Annotated in this window: 19 protein-coding genes and 1 pseudogene; 3 read left to right on the top strand and 17 right to left on the bottom strand. The window is 70.8% G+C overall.

Annotation, left to right across the window (positions count from 1 at the left end; genetic code table 11):
* Positions 1-98: 98 nt before the first annotated feature.
* Positions 99-1,316, top strand: coding sequence for an arginine deiminase (locus ACLJOK_RS15465; RefSeq protein WP_410819526.1), 1,218 nt, complete (start codon positions 99-101; stop codon positions 1,314-1,316).
* 48 nt (positions 1,317-1,364) lie between these two features.
* On the opposite strand, the gene ACLJOK_RS15460 is transcribed toward ACLJOK_RS15465, so the two are convergent.
* From ACLJOK_RS15460 to ACLJOK_RS15390, 15 genes and pseudogenes are all read right to left on the bottom strand, one after another.
* A complete protein-coding gene (locus ACLJOK_RS15460) occupies positions 1,365-2,252 on the bottom strand; it encodes a DUF5926 family protein (protein WP_410819524.1) in 888 nt (295 codons plus the stop codon).
* A 59-nt stretch (positions 2,253-2,311) separates the two neighbouring features.
* The gene (locus ACLJOK_RS15455) at positions 2,312-2,731 is read right to left on the bottom strand and encodes an ATP-binding protein (protein WP_410819523.1); all 420 of its coding nucleotides are present in this window, start codon (positions 2,729-2,731) and stop codon (positions 2,312-2,314) included.
* A 61-nt stretch (positions 2,732-2,792) separates the two neighbouring features.
* The gene (locus ACLJOK_RS15450) at positions 2,793-4,247 is read right to left on the bottom strand and encodes a PAS domain-containing sensor histidine kinase (protein ID WP_354943883.1); all 1,455 of its coding nucleotides are present in this window, start codon (positions 4,245-4,247) and stop codon (positions 2,793-2,795) included.
* Between the two features lie 54 nt (positions 4,248-4,301).
* Positions 4,302-5,090 (bottom strand): glycerophosphodiester phosphodiesterase, encoded by a 789-nt coding sequence (locus ACLJOK_RS15445; RefSeq protein WP_410819521.1) that lies wholly within the window; start codon positions 5,088-5,090, stop codon positions 4,302-4,304.
* 10 nt (positions 5,091-5,100) lie between these two features.
* A complete protein-coding gene (locus ACLJOK_RS15440) occupies positions 5,101-5,436 on the bottom strand; it encodes a rhodanese-like domain-containing protein (RefSeq protein ID WP_410819520.1) in 336 nt (111 codons plus the stop codon).
* A gap of 58 nt (positions 5,437-5,494) precedes the next feature.
* Positions 5,495-6,412, bottom strand: coding sequence for an LCP family protein (locus tag ACLJOK_RS15435; protein ID WP_354943885.1), 918 nt, complete (start codon positions 6,410-6,412; stop codon positions 5,495-5,497).
* Between the two features lie 220 nt (positions 6,413-6,632).
* On the bottom strand, positions 6,633-7,901 hold the full coding sequence (locus tag ACLJOK_RS15430) for an LCP family protein (protein WP_410819518.1): 1,269 nt from the start codon (positions 7,899-7,901) through the stop codon (positions 6,633-6,635).
* 159 nt (positions 7,902-8,060) lie between these two features.
* Positions 8,061-9,287: an LCP family protein gene (locus ACLJOK_RS15425; RefSeq protein ID WP_410819516.1), complete on the bottom strand. Its 1,227-nt coding sequence runs from the start codon at positions 9,285-9,287 to the stop codon at positions 8,061-8,063.
* Positions 9,288-9,363: 76 nt separating this feature from the next.
* Positions 9,364-10,341: an NAD-dependent epimerase/dehydratase family protein gene (locus ACLJOK_RS15420; RefSeq protein ID WP_238681609.1), complete on the bottom strand. Its 978-nt coding sequence runs from the start codon at positions 10,339-10,341 to the stop codon at positions 9,364-9,366.
* A gap of 89 nt (positions 10,342-10,430) precedes the next feature.
* The gene (locus ACLJOK_RS15415; protein ID WP_410819514.1) at positions 10,431-12,122 is read right to left on the bottom strand and encodes a cation acetate symporter; all 1,692 of its coding nucleotides are present in this window, start codon (positions 12,120-12,122) and stop codon (positions 10,431-10,433) included.
* Entirely contained in the window at positions 12,100-12,465 is a 366-nt protein-coding gene (locus ACLJOK_RS15410; protein ID WP_088950720.1) for a DUF485 domain-containing protein, read from the bottom strand. Before ACLJOK_RS15410 ends, ACLJOK_RS15415 begins: the two co-directional genes overlap by 23 nt.
* Positions 12,466-12,640: 175 nt before the next feature.
* Positions 12,641-13,192 (bottom strand): annotated as a pseudogene (locus ACLJOK_RS15405) (flavin reductase family protein); the annotation flags it as partial.
* Complete coding sequence (locus ACLJOK_RS15400) at positions 13,155-14,054, bottom strand: alpha/beta fold hydrolase (protein WP_410819512.1); 900 nt, start codon at positions 14,052-14,054, stop codon at positions 13,155-13,157. The gene ACLJOK_RS15400 and the pseudogene ACLJOK_RS15405, both read right to left, overlap by 38 nt.
* Positions 14,055-14,143: 89 nt before the next feature.
* The gene (locus ACLJOK_RS15395) at positions 14,144-15,847 is read right to left on the bottom strand and encodes an ABC transporter permease (RefSeq protein ID WP_410819510.1); all 1,704 of its coding nucleotides are present in this window, start codon (positions 15,845-15,847) and stop codon (positions 14,144-14,146) included.
* Positions 15,832-16,596, bottom strand: coding sequence for an ABC transporter ATP-binding protein (locus tag ACLJOK_RS15390; protein ID WP_410819509.1), 765 nt, complete (start codon positions 16,594-16,596; stop codon positions 15,832-15,834). The genes ACLJOK_RS15395 and ACLJOK_RS15390 overlap by 16 nt, the downstream gene beginning before the upstream one ends.
* A 258-nt stretch (positions 16,597-16,854) precedes the next feature.
* Between ACLJOK_RS15390 and ACLJOK_RS15385 the strand changes: the two genes are divergently transcribed.
* Together ACLJOK_RS15385 and ACLJOK_RS15380 are read left to right on the top strand one after the other, a co-directional pair.
* Positions 16,855-17,355, top strand: a complete 501-nt coding sequence (locus ACLJOK_RS15385) for a SigE family RNA polymerase sigma factor (RefSeq protein WP_410819507.1) — start codon at positions 16,855-16,857, stop codon at positions 17,353-17,355.
* Positions 17,348-18,199 carry a hypothetical protein gene (locus tag ACLJOK_RS15380; RefSeq protein ID WP_410819505.1) on the top strand — a complete coding sequence of 284 codons (852 nt, stop codon included), beginning with the start codon at positions 17,348-17,350 and terminating at the stop codon, positions 18,197-18,199. Before ACLJOK_RS15385 ends, ACLJOK_RS15380 begins: the two co-directional genes overlap by 8 nt.
* 47 nt (positions 18,200-18,246) lie before the next feature.
* On the opposite strand, the gene ACLJOK_RS15375 is transcribed toward ACLJOK_RS15380, so the two are convergent.
* Positions 18,247-19,887, bottom strand: coding sequence for a cation acetate symporter (locus ACLJOK_RS15375; protein WP_410819503.1), 1,641 nt, complete (start codon positions 19,885-19,887; stop codon positions 18,247-18,249).
* Entirely contained in the window at positions 19,888-20,301 is a 414-nt protein-coding gene (locus tag ACLJOK_RS15370) for a hypothetical protein (protein ID WP_238687560.1), read from the bottom strand.
* Between the last annotated feature and the right edge of the window lie 6 nt (positions 20,302-20,307).

Below are 20,307 nucleotides of genomic sequence, written 5' to 3'. Positions count from 1 at the left end.
TTCGGCAAGCCGGAGCGCCGGAATGACTGTGGATGAATGCCATATTCATCCACAGTTCTTTTCTCGGATGCCGCTAAACCCTGCCCTACGCTGCGGGAGTGACCCACTACGTCGACAGTGAAGTCGGGCGGCTCGGCACCGTACTGCTGCACCGGCCCGGCCCCGAACTGGCCCGGCTCACCCCACGCAACAACGACTCGCTCCTGTTCGACGCGATCCCCTGGGTGGGCCGCGCCCAGGAGGAGCACGACGCGTTCGCCGCCGCCCTGCGCGAGCGCGGCGTGGAGGTGCTCTACCTGGCCACCCTGCTGGCCGAGACGCTGGCCGTCGCGGACGCCCGGGCCGAACTCACCGAGCAGGTGCTGCGCTCCCGGCGGCTCGGCGACACCCTGCGCGCCCGCGTCGCCGACCACCTCTCCTACCTGGACCCGGCCGCCCTGGCCGACGTGCTCACCGCCGGGCTGGCCCACGAGGAGTTGCGGATCAGCTCGGAGCGACCGGGTGGACTGGTCTACACGCTGATGGACCGACACGACTTCGTCATCGACCCGTTGCCCAACCTGCTCTTCACCCGCGACTCGTCGCTGTGGATCGGCGACCGGGTCGGTGTCACCAGCCTGGCCATGCCGGCCCGCCGCCGGGAGACCACCCTGACCGACGCCATCTACCGCCACCACCCCCGGTTCGCCGGCACCGAGTTCGTCTACCGCCCCAGCCTCGAGCACCTGGAGGGCGGGGACGTGCTGCTGCTCGCACCCGGGGTGCTGGCGGTCGGGGTGGGCGAGCGGACGACCCCGGCCGGCGCCGAGCGCCTCGGACGGCAGGTCTTCGCCGCCGGCCTGGCCCACACCATCCTGGTGGTGCCGATCGCGCAGAAACGCGCCACCATGCACCTGGACACCGTGTGCACGATGGTCGACGTGGACGCCGTCCTGATGTATCCCAACATCGCGAGCACGCTGTCCGCGTACACGGTGATCGCCGGCGGGGACGGCGAAGACCCGCGGGTGGACGGGCCGGCGCCGTTCCTGCGCGCCGCCGCCGACGCGATGGACCTCGACCAGCTCAGGGTCATCGACACCGGGCTGGATCCGGTCACCGCGGAACGCGAGCAGTGGGATGACGGCAACAACACCCTCGCGCTGGCCCCGCGGCTCTGCGTCGGCTACGAGCGCAACACGGAGACCAACGCCCAACTGGAGCGGGCCGGCATCGAGGTGATCCCGATCGCCGGCTCCGAGTTGGGCTCCGGTCGGGGCGGACCGCGCTGCATGTCCTGCCCGATCACCCGTGACCCGCTACCCGTCGCCGGCTGAGCACACGACCGGCCCGTCACCCGCCTGAGCCGGGGCGACCGCCCCGGCTCAGCGCAGGGTGAGCTGGCGGCCGAGCAGCCCCTGACGGGCCCGGCGGCCGGCGGGGTCGAGTGGGTCGGTGACGGTGAGCGCCTCGGCGTACCGCTTGGCGAACTGCGCCACCGGCTCCTCCCACTCGGCGGCCGGGGTCTCCTCCGGCAGGTCCCAGACCGGCACGAGTCGACCGTGCGCGCGGAACATGCCGGCGAACTTGGTCTGCTCGCCGAGCGTCAGCGTGCCGGCCGCGCCGAGGCGGGCCAACGCGTCCAGGGCGGCGTCCTCGTCGTCCGGCAGCACCCAGCGGACGTGAGCCTTCTCCGGGACCTGACACCAGTACGCGGCCTTCGCCGCAGTCAGCCGTACCGTCGGGTAGATGGCCGCGTTCGCGCGCTCCAGCGACGCCTGGACGGTCGGATCGTCGGCGGCCCCGGGGTCGAGCCAGAAGTCGAAACCGTCGTGCATGGTGATGTCCAGCGGACCGTCCACGAGGATGTCCTGCAGGCGAGGCCCGGGGCCGGGCAGTGGCGCCACTGCCACCTGGCCACCCGGCTCGGCGCGCAGCGCGCTGAGCAACGCGTCGGCCAGATCCCGGGACACGTCGCCGGACTGCTGGTGGCGCTGGAGACCGATCAGCACGCGGCCGTCCGGCTTGGTGATCGCCGGGGCGGCCATCGGCAGCACCGTGGCGAGCGTCGCCGCCCGGTCACCGAACTCCTCGACCAGGGCGGGTGCCAGCCGCAGCGGGGCGGAGGCGGCGGGCACCAACTCGCGCAGCGCGATCCACTCGGACTCGTCGACCAGCCCGTCGAACGGACGCGGCACGAAGACGTCCCTCACCTTGTCGCGACGGGGGGCGGTGTCGGCGGCGGTGCGCTGGCTCTTTCGACGCTTGCTCACGGCGTCACAGCCTAGAGCCCCGGGCGGCTCGCCGTGGCCGGGACCCGCCCGAGCCGGCCTCAGCCCGCCGGCACCAGGTGGGGTCGGGGTGTCGGCACCCTGTCGAACTCCGCCCAGACGCGCTGGCCCATGCCGTCCTGCTCGACGCCCCAGCGGGTGGCCAGGCCGGCCACTATGTGCAGCCCGCGCCCGTCCGCCGCGTCCGGGCTGGCAGTCCGGAGCCGTGGCCCGGCGCTCGCGCTGCCACCGTCGGTGACCCGCAGCTGGATCAGTGCGCCCTCATCCGAGGGCCGCAGCTGCCAGGCAACCCGGATCACGCCGCCGGGCAGCGGTCTGGCGTGCCGCACCGCGTTGCCCACCAGCTCCGCGAGCACCGCGATCAGGTCCGCGAGGAGCGTCGGGGGTACGACGTCCGCCAGCTCGGCGGCGAGCCGGTGTCGGGCCAGCCGCGCCCCGCCCGGGTGGTGAGGAACCACCACGCACCAGGCTCGATCCCTCGTTGCCGCTGCCACCGTCGCCTCCACGTCGCGCCACCCCTGGTCAACCGCGTGGTAGCCGCACCTCTGCGACCGTACCGCCGCCGGTCCTCGGACGTAGGGATACCCATCCATTCTGCTGTTCAACGATCCGGCGGACGAGATAGAGGCCGAGCCCGGCCCCCGGGTAGCCGCGACGGTCGCCGGACTCGCCCTGCCAGAACCTGTCGAACGCCCGTTCCACGTGCTCTGGCCGGATGCCGATGCCCTGGTCGCTGACCCGGAACGCCACCAGATGACCGTCGCCCGAGGCGGTGATCTCGATGGGAGAACCAGGTGCTGAATATTTACCGGCGTTTGTCGTCAACTCGGTCAGCACTGTGGACAGGCTGGGCCGGTGACCGAGCGCCTTGGGCAGATCGCTCGGGAGGCGGAGCACCAGCCGGCGGCGCAGCTCCGCCGGCAGGTCGACGACGGCGGAGCGCAGCGCCTCACCGAGGTCGAAGGGGGTGGGAGGGTCGTCGCCCGGCCCCACCTCGGCCGCCGAGCTGAGCAGACGGTCGACCAGCCGGGCCAGCTCGTTGGCGCGTTGCCCGATCACCCGGGCCGCCTGCCGTCGGTCGACGTCGGTCAGCGACTCCCAGTGGTCGGTGAGGGTGTCCGCGTACCCCTTGATGACGGTGACCGGGGTGCGCAGCTCGTGGCTGGTCACCGCGACGAACAGCTCGCGGTCGTGGTCGCGGCGCTGCTGGTCGGTGATGTCGCGGAAGGTGACCACCCGTAACGTGCCTGGACCGGGCAGGTCGCCGGAGGTGATCCGCAGCCAGCGGCCGTCCGGCATCCGGTGGTCCCGAACCTGCCCGGAGGGCGGCAGCGGGAACGGCAACGGGCGGCTCAGTGCCTGCTCGACCGTCCGGCCGGTGACCTGGGCGGCGGCCGGGTTCCAGAGCCGGACGTGCCCGTCCCGGTCGACGACGGCCAGCCCGTCGGCGAGGGCCGCCACCACCGGGCCGTCGCCGTGCACCGGCAGGCCACTCTGGTCGCCGTACATGTGCCCGACGCAGGACGCGAGGTAGGCGATGACCCCCTGCTGCTCGGCGCCCGGCTCGTCATCGCCCGGATAGAGCGCGTGCAGGCTGCCGACGGTGTGACCCCCGATCTCGGCCCGGGAGACCACCATCCGGCGTAGGCCGCTGCCGGCCAGTTCGCCGGCCAGCTTGCCGTTGAGGTCGCTCACCCGCGCCTGGCGTACCCGAGGCCCGGAGAGCAGGCAGACGGTGTCCGGGTCGTCGACCGCCAGTGGTCGGCCGAGGGCCCACGCCGCCGCGCCGGTCGCGGCGATGACGCGACCGCCGGTCGGACCGAACTCGACGAACGCCATCCCGGTCGCGCCGAGCGCCGGCTGGGCCACCCTGAGTAGTTGGGTGAGGACCGGCAGGCCCGCGTCACCAGAATTGATCATCTCGATCACGACTGTGTGGCCGGCGATGAGAGCGGGGAAATCGATACGCTCCGGCATGTGCCGAGTGTGCCCCGCCGGCCCGGTTTTGGGCACCCCCGCCCGGTCGATGGGTCAGCGGTCCAGCCGGGTGAGGGCGTACGCGGGCCGGTCGGTGATGATCCCGTCCACCCCGGCGGCCAGCACCAGCTCCAGGTCGATCGGCTCGTTGACAGTCCAGACGTACACCTGGTTGCCGCCCGCGCGCAGTGCGGGCAGCAGTTGCGGGCGGGCCCGGACCAGGCCGATGCCCGGCCCGGCGATCCGCGTGCCGAACGGAAGCCGCCCCAACCGCAGCCAGCGCGGCAGCACCTCCAGCAGCAGCGCTGTGGGCAGCGTCGGAGCCAGCTCGCGCACCCGACGGACCGCCAAGGGGGAGAACGACATGACGGTGACCTGCACCCTGTCGTCCGGCGCGGGGTCGGCCAGCCCGTACCGGCGCAGCAGGCTGACCAGTCGCCGTTCCACGTTCGAGCCGTAGCGGGACGGGTGCTTCGTCTCGACCAGCAGTCGGACCGGCCGCCCGGCGGCGAGCACCGCGTCCAGGAGCCGGGCCAGGGTCAGCAGCCGGGTGTGCGACTCATCCGGTGGCAGGTCGCCGTTCGTGGCGCTGCCCGGGTGCCACGAGCCGAAGTCCAGCGCGTCCAGCTCGGCGAGCGTACGCGCGCTGACCAGACCGCGGCCGTTGCTGGTGCGGTCGAGTCGTCGGTCGTGCACGCAGACCAGGTGCCCGTCCCGGGTCAGCCGGACGTCGCACTCCAGGCCGTCGGCGCCCTCGTCGAGGGCGCGCAGGTACGCGGCGAGGGTGTGCTCGGGTAGGTCGAACGAGGCGCCGCGGTGCGCGAAGACCAGTGGCCCGCCCATTCCGCCGGCCTCAGATGACCTGGCCGGGCTGCCCGTTCGCGTCGACCACCGGTCGGCCGACCGCAGCCCACTGGCGCATCCCGCCGTCGGCGTTGCGCACCTGCTCCCAGCCGTTGTTGAGCAGGTAGGCGACGACCTGGGCGGAGCGTCCGCCGGAACGGCAGACGACCGCCACCTCCCGGTCGGTGGGCACCTCGGCCAGCCGGGCCGGCAGCTCCATCATCGGCAGGTGGTGGGCGGTGGGCGCGTGGCCGGCCGCCCACTCGTCGTCCTCCCGCACATCCAGCAGGTAGGTCTCGTCGGCGATCTCGGTCACGGGCACGGTGGGAACCTGGGGTCCGAACACAGGAAGCAACACTAGATCCTTGTGGCCCGGTTCGGCACCGACCGGGCCGTCGGCACCGTCACAACCGGGTCACCCAGCGGGGGTTGGCCTGCGCCCAGGCCGACACCCGGGTGCCGCGGAGCGCCTCGAAGAGCCCGTTGCCGCCGTTGTCCAGCACCACGTACGAGACCTCGTCGATGGTCTGCGGCGAGGAGGGCACCTGGACGCCGCGCATCCCGTCGGGCGGCAGCGCGCGCAGCGCGAGGAGCAGGTCCTCCAGGGGTACGCCGTTGGTGTCGACGGTCAACGAGCCGCCGACCGCCCGGAGCACCTGGTCCAGTTTGACGGGGTTGCTCCGCAGGTCCGCCTTGCCGGCGCTGTCCAACATCGCCCGGAGCAGCTGCTGCTGGTGGTGCTGCCTGTCGTAGTCACCGCCGGGCAGGTCGTAGCGCTGTCGGACGTAGTCCAGCGCCTGCGCGCCGTCCATCTGGTGGCAGCCGGTGGGGAAGACCCGGTTGGTGTGGATCGAGCGGACTTCGGTGTCCACGCACATCTCCACCCCGCCGAGCAGGTCGATGACCTTCCGGAAGCCGGAGAAGTCGATGAGCGCGGCGCCGTCGAACCGGATTCCGGTGAGCCGGTGCAGGGTGGCGGAGAGCAGTTGGGCGCCGGCCTGCCCGCCGCCGCCGTGCTCGTACGCGGCGTTGATCTTGTCTTGACCGCCGCCGAAGCCGTTCGCGGGCGGGATGGCGACCAGCAGGTCACGCGGGATGGAGACCAGGTACGCCTCCCGCTGCCCGGCGGGGACGTGCACGATGAGAATGGTGTCCGAGCGTTGGTCCGGGCCGCTGTCGCCGGGGCGCCGGTCGGAGCCGACCAGGAGGTAGTTGAGCGGCCCGTCCAGGTCGGTGCGGTCGGTGCGGGCGTCGGCGTCGAGCAGTTGCTCCTTGGTCACCGTGCGGTCGTAGCGGTGGCTGAGCGTTCTGAGCCCGGCCACGGCGAGCCCCGCCAGCAGGACGAGGGCCAGGCCGATGCCGAGCAGGATCCGAGGCCCACGGGCGCGAGGCCCCCGGGCGGACGGGGCCGCTCCGGCCCGGCCCGCTGCGTTCCGTCCCCACCTGGACGTGACCGCCTCCCCGCAGCCGATACGTGAAACCTGCTCACGTCAGGCTACGGGCGGTGAGGAGACCGTCGCTGGCTTTCCGCGACTCCCGGCCTCACTTGCGGGTGGAGATCACCTCGGGGTGGGTGAAGACGAACTCGGCGAGTTTGTCCTGCTTGACCGCCTGGAACATCGCCATCGTCTCTTCGCTCAAGCCCTCGGTGTTGTTGTTGTTGGCGTTGAAGGTGCCGTTGTTGGTCTTGAGCATGGTCAGCTCGTTGCCGGTGACCCCGCGCATGGTGAAGATGAAGTCCTCGATCGGCACGCCGCCGGTGTCCAGCACGAACGCCTTGCCGGCCGCCTGGATCAGGTTGTTCATCTTGGCCGGGTTGGACAACATCCCGCCCTCGGTGGCCTTCTTCGCCATCGCCTTGATCAGCTGCTGCTGGTTGGCCTGCCGGTCGTAGTCGCCGTTCTTGAGGGTCTTGCGCTGGCGGGAGTAGTCGAGCGCGGCCCAACCCTCCATCTCCTGGCAGCCCTTCTTGTGCACCACCGGGGTCCGCTGCTTGCCGGTCTTCTTGGCGTCGGCGTTCCACATCGGCTTGCCGTCGACGTACGACATGTGCAGCGACTTGACCTCCTGGCTGACACAGATCCGCACCGTGCCCAGGGTGTCGATGACGTTCTTGAAGCCACCGAAGTTGATGATCGCCGCGCCGTCGAAGCTGATCCCGGTGAGCCGCTTGATCGTCTGGGCCATCAGCTGGGCGCCACCCTCCCAGCCGCCGCCGTTGGCGGCACCGGCCTGGAACGCGGCATTGATCTTGCCGGAACCGCCGCCGTAGCCGCTCTTCTGGAACGCCGGGATCTGCGCCTCGGTGTCCCGGGGGATGGAGATCAGGTACGCCTGGTCGTGCGTGGCCGGAATGTGCAGGATGATGATGCTGTCCGAGCGGACGTCGTCGGCGGCCCAGCGCTCCCGCGCGTCCACGCCGAGCAGCAGCATGTCGATCGCGCCGTCCAGGCTCGCGCCGCCCTCGGCGTCGGACTTGCCGGCATCACCCAGCAGGTTGCCCTTCGCGATGCCGCCGGTCGCCTGCCCGATCAGCGCCTTGCTGCCGACGATGGCAACGCCGCTGCTCAGCATCAGCACGGCACCGAAGACCACTGTCAGCCTGGCCCAGAGCGGGTCCTTGTGCTTGGTCCGCTTCTTCGACGACCCACCGCCACCCGGGCGGTCGCCACCGCCACCGCCGCCGCCGGGCGGACGCGAGCCCGGCCCGCCGCCCGAGGCGCGTGCCTGCGCGGGTATGGCCGCAGCGACTCGACCGCTGGGGGCGGCGGACCCGGAGGAAGTAGGGCGACGACTGGCCTGAACCGGCATGCGTACTCCAGCTCGTGATCAGGAGGGGGCGGCACCACTGTACGTACATCAAATCGACTTGGCGAGTTCATCCCGGGTCAATCCGGACGTCGAATTTTGCAGACTCAGTCGATCGTCGCCGCTCGATGACCCGAACAGCTGGTGCCAGTCGGGCCGCGGTCAGCCGCCGTCCTTGCTCTTCGGCGGGTTCGCCTTGACCCAGTCGGCCATCGTGTCCGCGGACATGGCCTGGTACATCGCGAGCGCCTTCTCCCGGTCCGACACCACCACCGACTCGCCGTTGATGGTGTCACTACCCGAGTTCGGGCTGGTCACGAAGGTGAGGTTCTGGCCGCGCAGGTTACGGAACTGCAGCGCCATGTCTGTAACCGAGAAAGTCTGGTCGACGGTTACGGCCGCGGTGACCGACTTGAGGAAATCGTTGAGCTTCTTCGGGTTCGCCAACGTGCCGGTGCTGGCCGCCTTGTCCATCAGCGCCCGAAGGAACTCCTGCTGGTGCCGCATCCGGGCGAAGTCCCCGTCCGGGAACTGCTTGCGCTGCCGGATCCAGTCCAGCGCCTCCGCGCCGTCCATGTGGTTGGTGCCCTTGGTGAAGGTCCGGTACGGCTTGTGGATCGAGGTGACGGTGCGCTCCACCTTCAGGTCCACCCCGCCGAGGGCGTCGGTGACCTCCTTGAAGCCGCCGAAGTCGATCGCCATCACGTGGTCGATCCGAACGTCGGTGAAGCACTCCACGGTGCGTACCGCCAGCGGCAGCCCACCGAACGCGAACGCGGCGTTGATCTTCGCGCGCGAGCCGGAGCCGCAGTCCGCGCCGGCGCTCTCCGGGATCGGCACGTACAGGTCCCGGGGGATGGAGACCAGGTAGGCCTCCTGGTGGTCGGCCGGGATGTGCATGACGATGATCGTGTCGGCGCGCCACTGACTCTTGCTGTCGACCGGCGCGTCCGGGTCCCGCGAGTCGCTGCCGACCAGCAGGATGTTCAGCGCGCCATCGACGGTCTTGGCAGGCCTGCCGCCGGTGATCTCCGCGAACGGGTCGGTGCGGGCCAGGTCACTGTTGAGGTTGCGGGCGTACAACCAGGCGCCGACGCTGCCGAGCAGCGCCAGCACCAGCACCACGGCCCCGGCCACCAGGGCGATCCGACCCCAGCGCGGTCGCGGGCGGCGCCGCCCCGGACCACCGGTGCCACCCGGGCCGTCGGGCCCGGTGGGCCCCGCCGGGCCGCCGGAGCGAGGCTGCTCCTCGTCGTACGACGGGTAGAAGCGCGCCTCGGTCGGACGGGCACGCCCGGAGGCGCCCCGGTCGGGGCCGGGCACCGATGCGCGCCCGGCGCTGCGATGCAGGTACGGATTCGGGACGCCGGCAGACGAGGTCGCGGACATGTAACTCAGGGTACGTAGCGGGAGCCACCGCCGCCTTCAGGCGACACTCAGCGGCAGGCGGTACGCGAAGATCTGGTTACCCTAGCCGCGTCCGGAAGTACTCGATCGTGCGTCGCAGGCCATCTTCGGGCGCGACCGACGGCTCGTATCCGAGCAGTTCACGAGCGAGTGTGAGATCCGGCCGGCGCATCTCCGGGTCGTCCGAGCTGCGGGTGACATAGGTCACCTTCGAGGTGCTGTCGGAGAGCGACACGATCAACTCGGCGAGTTGCCGCATGGTCAGCTCGTGCTCGGTGCCGCAGTTGACCGGGCCCGTCTCGGTCGAGTCGAGCAGCAGCAGGATGCCGCGCACCAGATCCTCGACGAAGCAGATGGACCGGGTCTGGTTGCCAGTGCCGTGCACTGTGATCGGCTCGCCGCGCAGCGCCTGGGAGATGAAGGTGGGGATGGCGCGGCCGTCGTCCGGGCGCATCCGAGGGCCGTACGTGTTGAAGATCCGGACGATCGCCGCGTCGAGCCCGCGGTAGCGGTGGTACGCCATCGTGGCGGCCTCGGAGAAGCGCTTGGCCTCGTCGTAGACGCTGCGGACCCCGATCGGGTTGACGTTGCCCCAGTAGGTTTCCCGCTGCGGGTGCTCCTTCGGGTCCCCGTACGCCTCGGAGGTGGAGGCCATCAGGAACCGGGCGCCGTCGGCGGCCGCGCGCTCCAGCAGGTGCAGGGTGCCGACCGAGCCGACCCGGAGGATCTCCACCGGCAACTGGGCGAAGTCGGTGGGGCTGGCCGGCGAGGCCATGTGCAGGATCGCGTCGAACCGCTCGGCCAGCGCCGGGTGGTGGGTCGGCAGACCGTCGGAGATGTCCGCTTCGACGAGGGTGAAGGTCGGCCGGTCCAGCAGGTGGGCGACGTTCTCCTTGGAGCCGGTCACGAAGTTGTCCAGCGCCACAACCGTGCAGCCTCGGGCGATCAGGGAGTCCACCAGGTGCGACGGGACGAAGCCAGCTCCGCCGGTGACGAGGACGCGGTGACCGGACCCGAAACGCTCAGCAACCTTCATACCGCTCAGCCTACCGACCGCCGAATTCGCGGAAGGGGTCCCCTGTTGACGTCACGCGTCAACAGGGGACCCCTCGACAGGTGCCGCGATCAGTGGGCGCCAGAGCCGGTGAGGGCGCGCACCTCCAGCTCCGCGTACTTCTCCTCGTCGTGCTCCTTGGAGATGACGGTGCCGATCCATCCGCAGAGGAAACCGAACGGGATGGAGAGGATGCCCGGGTTGGACAGCGGGAACCACTGCCAGTCGTGGTCCGGGAACATCGAGGTCGCCGCACCGGAGACCACCGGCGAGAAGAACACCAGCAGCACGGCCGATAGCAGCCCACCGTAGATCGCCCACACCGCGCCGGAGGTGTTGAACCGCCGCCAGAAGAGGCTGTAGAGGATCGCCGGTAGGTTGCCCGAGGCGGCGACCGCGAAGGCCAACGCCACCAGGAACGCCACGTTGAGGTTCTGCGCGAAGATCGACAGGGCGATCGACACCGCGCCGATCGCCAGGGCGGAGATCCGGGCGACCCGCACCTCCTGCCGCTCCGACGCCTCACCCTTCTTCAGCACGTTCGCGTAGAAGTCGTGCGCCAGGCTGGACGACGACGCCAGTGTCAACCCGGCGACCACCGCGAGGATGGTGGCGAAGGCGACCGCCGCGATGATCGCCAGCAGGGCTGCCCCACCCAGTTCGCCGCCGAAGAAGTCGATGCCGAGCGCTTCGGCCAACTGCGGCGCGGCGGTGTTGCCGGCCTTGTCCTGTGCCGTGATCGCCTGGCTGCCCACCAGCGCCGCCGCACCGAAGCCGAGGGCCAGGGTGAGCAGGTAGAAGGTGCCGATGATGCCGATCGCCCAGAGCACGCTCTTGCGGGCCGCCTTCGCGGTCGGCACCGTGTAGAAGCGGATCAGGATGTGCGGCAGACCGGCGGTGCCGAGCACCAGGGCGATACCCAGGGACAGCAGATCCACCTTGTTGTAGAACGTCTGTGTCGAGTTGCCGGCGACCTCGACGCCGTACCGGAGCCCGGGTTCGAGGAACGCGCTGCCCTTGCCCGATGCGGCGGCCGCCTGGCCGAGCAGCTCCGACAGGTTGAAGTTGAACTTCGCCAGCACCAGGATGGTCATCAACAGCGCGCCGCCCATGAGCAGGAACGCCTTGACGATCTGCACGTAGGTGGTGCCCTTCATGCCGCCCACGGTCACGTAGATGATCATCAGCGCGCCGACCATGATGATGGTGGCCACCTTCGCGGTGTCCGCGTCCATGCCGAGGAAGGTCGTCCCCGGTCGGATGCCGAGCAGCAGCGCGACCAGTGCGCCGGCGCCGACCATCTGGGCGAGCAGGTAGAAGATCGACACCGTGATGGTGGAGACCGCCGCCGCCGTACGCACCGGACGCTGACGCATCCGGAAGGCCAGCACGTCCGCCATCGTGTACCGGCCCGAGTTCCGCAGCAGCTCCGCGACCAGCAGCAGGGCCACCAGCCAGGCGACCAGGAAGCCGATCGAGTAGAGGAAGCCGTCGTAGCCGTACAGCGCGATGATGCCGGCGATGCCGAGGAACGAGGCGGCCGACATGTAGTCGCCGCCGATCGCCATGCCGTTCTGGAAGCCGGTGAAGGACCGGCCGCCCGCGTAGAAGTCGGTCGCCGTCTTGGTCTGTCGGCTGGCCCAGATGGTGATGCCCAGGGTCACCGCCACGAAGACCAGGAAGAGCGTGATGGTCAGGTTGCGGGCGGTGTGATTGCCCGCCTCAGCCGCGAGGAACGTCTCAACCGCGTGAACCGTCTTCACGGGTCACCTCCCCGATCTCGGCGCGGATCCGGTCCGCGATGGGGTCGATCTTCCGGTCCGCGTACCGGGAGTAGAGCCAGGCAATCAGGAACGTGGAGACGAACTGGAGCAGGCCGAAGACCAGTGCGACGTTGATGTTGCTGCCGAACAGCTTCGTGCCCATGAAGTCCCGGGCGTACGCGGAGAGAATGACGTAGAGCGCATACCACAGGAAGAACGCGACGGTCATCGGGAAGACGAAGCCGCGCAGCGCACGCCGCAGCCCGGCGAACTCGTCCGACCGTTGTACGGCCAGGTACTTGTCCGACTGGGAAGCGGCCGGAGCGGGTGTGTCCGTGGACATCTGTGGATCACCACCTTCACAGGCGTCAGAGGAGTTTCGCGCACCGTAAAGAGCGCACTCCCCGGCAGGGAAGGCTGAGATCGACGCCGGTCGGCGAGTGCGCCGAGCGGTTGGCTGGCTGCGCCAAGTGACTCAGGTCACTGCGGTGATCGGTCGTCCCTGTCGAGGCGTCCGTTCAGGTAGGCAGCTCGTGGTAGCGACCGCGGTAGTGCAGCAGCGGAGTGGCCTCCTCGGCGAGGTCGACCGCCTCGATCGTGGCCTCGACCAGCAGGCCCCAGCCGTACTCCCGGGCGGTGTCCAGCCGGCACCCGGCCCAGCCGCCGGCGTCCGCCGGAACCGGCCCGTACGGCGTCTCGTTCCACGTGCCGGTGGCGAAGAGCCCACCCGGGGCGGGAAAGAGGCCGGCGAACCGGTCGGCGAGTTGCCGGTGCGGCGGGCCGAGCGGCGTGACCGCGAAGCGACCCGACTCCTCGACGGCCGCCCAGAGGTCGGACTCCGGGTCGATCAACCCGAGCAGCCGGTCCGGTTCCCCCTCGGCCACCAGTGTGGACGAGACGGTCAGCCCGGCCGGACCGGGTGCCGTCCAGAGGGTCACCGGTGCGGCGAGGCGACCACGCAGCCGGCGGACCGGCGACCGTTGCCCGGTCGGCACCGCGAACGGATCGGTGTGGTGGATCTCGGCACCCGGCTCATGATTCACGTGAAACATTGTGACCCGCCCCGCCCGTCGCCCGAACCCGACCGGCGAAGGAGCGAATCAGGGCGGCGACCTCGTCCGGTCGCGTGTCGAGCACAAAGTGCCCCCCGTCGAGCAGGTGCACCTCCGCCCCCGGCACGTCGGAGCGGTACGCCTCGGGTTCGGTGACCTCGAACGAGGTGTCGTAGCGACCCCAGACGACCAGCAGCGGCGGCTGGGTCCGGCGCAGCCAGTCCTGCCAGGTCGGGTACGAGGCGACGTTGGTCCGGTAGTCGTACTGGAGGTCCACTTGACGCTCGATATCCCCGGGGCGACTGAGGAAGGCGTGCTCGTCGACCCACAGGTCGGGGTCGTACCGCTCCGGGTCCGGATCGTTGCCGACGTGCCGGGTCCGAATCGCCGCCAGCGAGAGGATGTTCTCCCGGACCGCCGCCTCGTGCGCGGCCCGGTCCTGCCAGAAGGCCCGGCGGGTGCCCCAGAGCGGGCCCAGCCCATTGTCGTGGGCCACCGCGTTCTGCACGATGAGGCCGCGCAGGCGACCCGGATCGGCGAGGGCCATCCGGAAGCCCACCGGCCCGCCGTAGTCCTGCACGTAGAGCAGGTAGCGCTCCGCGCCGACCGCGGCGGCGAAACCCGCCATCGTCTCGGCGATACGGTCGAAGGTGTACGGGGCCCGCGGGTCCGGGGAGGCACTGTGCCCGAAGCCGGGGTAGTCCGGCGCGATCAGCCGGAACTGGTCGGCGAGCCGATCGAACAGCGGCTCGAACATCCGCGACGAGGACGGGAAACCGTGCAGGAGCAGCAGCACTGGCGCGTCCGGTGCCCCCGCCTCCCGGTAGAAGATCGAGAGCCCGTCGACGACGATGCTGCGGTAACGCGTGTGCGAGCCCATGCCGACTGCCCCCTCGTCCCGACTGCTCGCACCATAACGAGGGACGGGTGCCCCCGACCGGCGTTCGGCCGGACGGGGACAGCCCGTGCTCAGCGCCGAGGGGTGACGGTGGCCAGCAGCTCCGGCTGGCGCCGGTCCAGCACGTCGCCGGCCAGGTACGCGCCCAGCAGCGCCGCGCCCAGCCCGTACGCTGCGCCGACCGGCAGGGCCAACCAGAGCCACGCGTCACCGAGCAGCGCGGCCGCCACCACCATCGGCACCGCGACGACCACCGAGACGAGCATGGCCAGCAGGGTGAGCAGCCCCTTCGCCAGGCCCGCACCGCTGTTCATGGCGAACGGGTTGCTCGTCTCCGGCAGTGAGTACGCCCCGAGTACCGAGATCAGGCTGTTCACCGCCAACCCGGCGCCGTAGGTGGCGACCAGGCCGCCGATGGTGAGCCCGATCCACTCCGGTCGGCTGAGCAGAAACGACAACACCACCGCGACGAAGCCCAACATCGGCAGCACGTACAGCGAGAAAGCCGTCATCCGGGCCCGCAACTCGACCCGGCCGGGCACCCCGGCCACCACGTTCGCCGCGTACGCGCTGCCGTCGAAGCCGAACTGGTTGGCCAGGGTGACGGCGGCGAGCACGCCCACGAGGAGCATGGAGATGGTGACCACGACCGGCGAGCTGTCGCTGGCAGCCGCCGTGAACCCGGCGCCGTCCTCGGACGCGAAGTCCCCGCCCGTAACGTTGATCAACACTGGCACGAAGATGCCGACCACCGCGATCGTGATCAGGTTGGCCCGGCGGCGCGCGTCCCGCCACCAGTAACGGGCCTCCCGGGCGACCAGGGCACCGAACCGGTCCCGGCCGGCCCAGGTGGCGATCCGGGGGAACAGTTGGGCGACCGCGCCGCCGGTGACCCCGCGCCGTACCGGGGCCTTACCGGCGCTCGCCGCGCCCACCATCGCCGACTCGAGCGACCGGGACCACCAGGCCAGCAGGGCGCCGAGCGCCACCACCGTGATCAGTAACTTGACCGGTGCCGCCCACACCCGCCCCTGGGCCACGTCGATGCCGACGGTCCACGGAGCGCCCAACGGCGTCCATCCGATAACTGTCGCCACGCCGGTCAACCGGGTCCAGTCCGCCTCGCGCAGCGCGGCGAGGCCGAAGACCTGCAACGGGCCGAGCAGCGCGGCCGTCACCGCCAGCAGCACGGCCGCCAGGTCGCGGACCCGTCGGGACCGCAACATGGTGGCGAAGGCGCTGGTCACCGCCCGGCTGGCGGCCACACAGAGCAGCAACCCGGCGAGCACACCCAGGACGGCGACCAACCCCGCCGACCAGCCACCCAACGACCAGGCGGTCAGCACCAGCCCGAGCGACGCGATGAGCACCGCCAGCACCGGCACGCTGATCAGGGCTGCCACGAACAGGCCGGTCACCAACGTGCGCCGGGGCAGCGGCAGCAGCGCGAACCGGGCCGGGTCCAGTGTCTCGTCCACACCGAAGAAGACAAGCGGCAGGAACAGCCAACCGAGCACCAGCAGCCCGCCACCGGCCGCCGCGATCAGCACCGCGTACCGGCCGTTGCCGGTCAGGCCCGGCGCGGCGAAGAGGAAGAACCCGCTGGCGGCGAACCAGAGCCCGAGCAACGCGCCGCCGACGAACAGGGCGATCCGCCAGCCCTGGCCTCGAAAGTTGTTGCCCATCACCCGCAGCTTGAGCCGCACGAAGTGTCGAGCGGAGACCGACCGTACCGGCGCGGCGGGGGTGGCGTCCGCACTCACTGGGAGAGCCACGACAGCTCCTGGCCGGTCGCGGTGCGCCCGCCGACCACCTCGACGAAGACCTGCTCCAACGAGCGACCGCCGCGGACCTCGTCGATGGTGCCGACCCGCTTGATGGTGCCGCCGGCAAGGATCGCCACGTGTGAGCAGAGCCGCTCGACGACCTCCATCACGTGACTGGAGAACACCACAGTGCCACCGCCGGCCGCGTAGCGGGTGAGGATGTCCCGGATCAGCGCCGCGGAGACCGGGTCGACCGCCTCGAACGGCTCGTCCAACACCAGCACCCGAGGGCCGTGCAGCAGCGCGCAGGCCAGCCCGATCTTCTTCTTCATGCCCGCCGAGTAGTCCACCACCAGCGTGCGACCGGCGTCGCCGAGCGCCAGCACGTCCAGCAGCTCGGCAGCCCGCTGGTCGACCACCGCCGGGTCCATCCCCCGCAACAACCCGTTGTACGCCAGCAGCTCCGCGCCGGTCAGCCGGTCGAAGAGCCGGACCCCGTCGGGCATCACGCCAAGCAGCCGTTTGGCGGCGACCGGGTCCTGCCAGACGTCGTGCCCGAGCACCCAGGCCGAGCCGGCGTCCGGTCGCAACAGCCCCACCGCCATCGACAGGGTGGTGGTCTTGCCGGCGCCGTTCGGGCCGAGCAGGCCATAGAAGGAGCCGGCGGGGACGTCCAGGTCGACGCCGGCCACCGCGATCGTGCCGTCGAACCGCTTGGCCAGGCCACGCAGTGCGAGCGCGGGGTGCTCAACAGTCATGCGTCGACGTTATCCGTCGGTCGCCAGTTCCGCCGTCCGGCGACGGGCGGACCCGCGATCATCCCCGAGGCGGACGAGCCCCCGGGCAAGAGATCGCGCCGATCTTGCAGTCTCGGTTGTCGACATGGGAGATATGCGACTTATGTCGCGACAGAAAGTGCAAGATCGCGGAGCGGGCCAAGCCAGCGTGGCGAGCTGATGCAACCTGACACCGTGCTGGGGGGTGACTGAGGCAGGCAGCGACACGGGGAGGGGACATTGCACAGGGATGACGGCTTCGAGGAGTTCTACCGAGCCAGCAGGCACCGGGTCGTCACAGTGCTGTACGCGCTCGGTGGCGACATCCACGAGGCACAGGACGCCGCACAGGAGGCGTACGTGCGGGCCTGGCAGCGGTGGCGGCGCATCAGCGAGTACGACGATCCAGAGGCGTGGGTGCACGTCGTGGGACACCGCCTCCTCCAGAACCGTTGGCGGAAGATTCGTAACGGGATCACCGCCCATCGGCGGAACGGTCCGGTGACCGCTGTCGGACCACCATCGGAGAACACCGTCGCGCTGGTCGCCGCGTTACGCCAGCTGCCGAGGGACCAACGCGAGGCGATCGTCCTGCACCACCTCGCGGATCTCTCGGTCGCGGACATCGCGACGCGGACTGCTGTTCCGGTCGGCACTGTCAAGGCCCGGCTCGCCCGAGGGCGCAAGGCCCTCGCACCTCTGCTCGGCACCACCCTCCCCGAGGAGGTCAGCAATGCCTGATCAGCCCTTCGTCGACCTGTTCCAGGACACCGAGCACCTGAGCTGGGCCCCGACCGAGCAGGTGCGGGAGCGCGGCCGGCGGCGGACCCGTCAGACGAGGATCGCGGCGGCGCTCGCCGGTGTGGTGGCGGTGGCCCTGGTGGCCACCGGGGCGGTGGCGCTGGCCGGCGGTCGGGAGGGGGCGCCGACACCGGTGCTGCCGGCGACCGGATCACCCACCCCGACACCCACGCCGTCGGCCGCCCCGACCCCGTCTCCGACGCCCTCGACCCGCAACACCCCTGGCGCGCCACCGTCGAGCCCGTCGACGACCAGCGGCAGCCCGTCGAGAGGTTCCACCAGCCCGGCCATCCCAGCGGACGCGCTGCTGCGAGCGTCGGACCTTCCGCGCGGTTTCCGGGCGGCCGGAACTGACATGGACGGCGACTGGTCGTTCAATTTCGCTGCCAGCAACGCCTGCACGGACACACCGAGGCTGTCGGCTGAGGAGCGCGCCGAGCGGGGTGCGGTGTTCGGAAAACCCGATGCGTCACCGGTCATCGAGCGGGTACGGCGGTACTCCCTCGACGGCGCGAAGGCCACCATCACCTGGGCCCGGACGGTGACCGAATGCGATCAGCCGCGCGAGCAGTACTCGTTGTCTGTTGTCGACTCGGGATTCGTCGGTGACGGTTCGCTTCTGATCAGATTCGACGCCGAACGCTTGATCAGTTACACGCTCTTCGTTCGCCAGGGTGATCTGGTCGCGGAGGTCTGGCTGGGCAGCCTGACCAACAGGACGGAGGCCCGACAACTGGCACAACGGGCAGCCGACCGACTGTGCGCCGGCACCGACGCCTGCTGAGCCCGGCGGACCGCCGGCCGGAACAGCCGGCCTCGACAGATTCGCGCCTACATGCGGAGGGCTTCCGGAGTGTGCAGGCGGAGCATGGTGGCGGCGATGTCGGCCGGGGCTCGCCGGCGGGTCGCCATCGACACGGCGACCATCACTGTGAAGGCCAGCGGCACCGTCCAGGCGGCCGGCTGCGCGATGAGCGTGGCCGGCCAGCCGGACAGCGGTGGGCCGAGCACTGTGACCAGCACCGCGCCGATCGCCGCGCCACCGCCGGCCACCACGCCGGCGGTGGCGCCCACGTCGGTCAGCCCACGCCACCAGATGCCGAGCACCAGCAGCGGGCAGAAGCTCGACGCGGCGACCGCGAAGGCCAGCCCGACGACCTGCGACACGTCCAGCCCGGAGACGTGCAGCGCCAGCACCGCGGGCACACCACCGGCGATGACGGTGGCCAGCCGGAACCCGCGTACCGAACCCCGACCGAGCACGTCCGTCGAGATCACCCCGGCGACGCTGGTCAGCAGACCGGACGAGGTGGAGAGGAACGCCGCGAACGCCCCCGCGGCGACCAGCGCGGCGAGTAGCCGCCCGGCCAGGCCGTCACCCAGGGCCGCCTCGGGTAGCAGCACCACCACCGCGTCGGTCTGGCCGCTGAGCAGCAACTGCGGGGTGTAGATCCGGCCGAGGACGCCGTACAGGGTGGGCAGCAGGTAGAACGCGCCGACCAACGCCAGCACGACCAGGGTGGTTCGGCGGGCCGCCGCGCCGTCCGGATTGGTGTAGAAGCGCACCAGCACGTGCGGCAGACCCATGGTGCCCAGGAAGGTGGCCAGGATGAGCGAGTACGTGGCGAACAGGCCCCGGTCGTCGTCACCGGCGGCGCTGGGCAGCAACCAGTCGTTGGCGTCGGTGGCCACCCCGGACACGTCCGGCACCGGATCACCGGCAGCGAAGGTCAATTCGTCGCCGGGGCGTACCTCCCGGATGTCGCCGCCGGGCAGGGTGAGGGTCGCGCGGTGCTCCACCACGACGGTGGTCGCGGCCCGGAACGTCGGCCCGTCGGGTGGGGTCACCGCCGGGCGGCCGTCGGCCTGCCACTGCAGGGCCAGAAAGATCACCGGTACGGCGAGAGCGGTCAGCTTGAGCCAGTACTGGAACGCCTGCACGAAGGTGATCGCCCGCATGCCGCCCAGCGCCACGTTAGCGGTGACCACTGCCGCGACCAGCAGGGCGCCGAGGGGGTACGGGGAGCCGGCCACAGTGGCCAGGGTCAGACCGGCGCCCTGGAGTTGCGGCACCAGGTACAGCCAACCGATGAAGATCACGAAGGCGGTGGCCAGGATGCGGAGCCGACGCGACCCCAACCGCAGCTCGCAGAAGTCGGGCAGGGTGAACGCCCCGGAGCGCCGCAGCGGCGCGGCCACGAAGAGCAGCAGGGCCAGGTAGCCGGCGGCGAAGCCGACCGGGTACCAGAGCACGTCCACGCCGTACTTGAGGACCAGGCCGGCGATGCCGAGGAAGCTCGCCGCCGACAGGTACTCCCCGCCGATGGCTGCGGCGTTCCAGGTCGGACTGATCGCCCTGGAGGCCACCAGGAAGTCGGAAGTGGTCCGGGCCAACCGCAGCCCGTAGAAGCCGATCCCGACGGTGACCAGGGTGACCGCGACGATGGCCGGGACCACGAAGTCGTTGCCCACTCAGCGCTCCGGCCGTTGCACCAGGTCGGTGAAGTCCTGCTCGTTGCGCTCGGCCAGCCGCACGTACGCCCAGCCCACGCCGATCAGGAACGGGAAGGAGGCCACCCCGAGCAGCAACCACGGCAGGTTGACACCGGCGACGGTGGTCCGGCCGAGCGAGGGCGCGATCGCGAACAGCCAGGGCAGCCCGCCCAACCCGATGGCCACCACCAGGGACAGCCGTAGCGCCAGCGCGAGTTGGGCCCGGACCAGGCCGCGGACCAGCGCCTCGCCGACCTGGGTCTGCTGGGCCAGCTCGGCGCGGGTCCGCTCGGCGCGGGTGTCCTGCCTGGTGATCTCGGCCAGCACGATCCGGGACCGCCGGGGCGGCGGTACCGCACCGCTCGACCCCACGTCAGGGAGTTGCTTGGCCACCCCGGC

Origin of the sequence: Micromonospora sp. 050-3 (genome assembly GCF_046549335.1) — a bacterium.
Classification (GTDB): domain Bacteria; phylum Actinomycetota; class Actinomycetes; order Mycobacteriales; family Micromonosporaceae; genus Micromonospora; species Micromonospora trifolii.
Note: the sequence above shows the minus strand (reverse complement) of the source record. Positions and strands in the feature narration are given on the sequence as shown.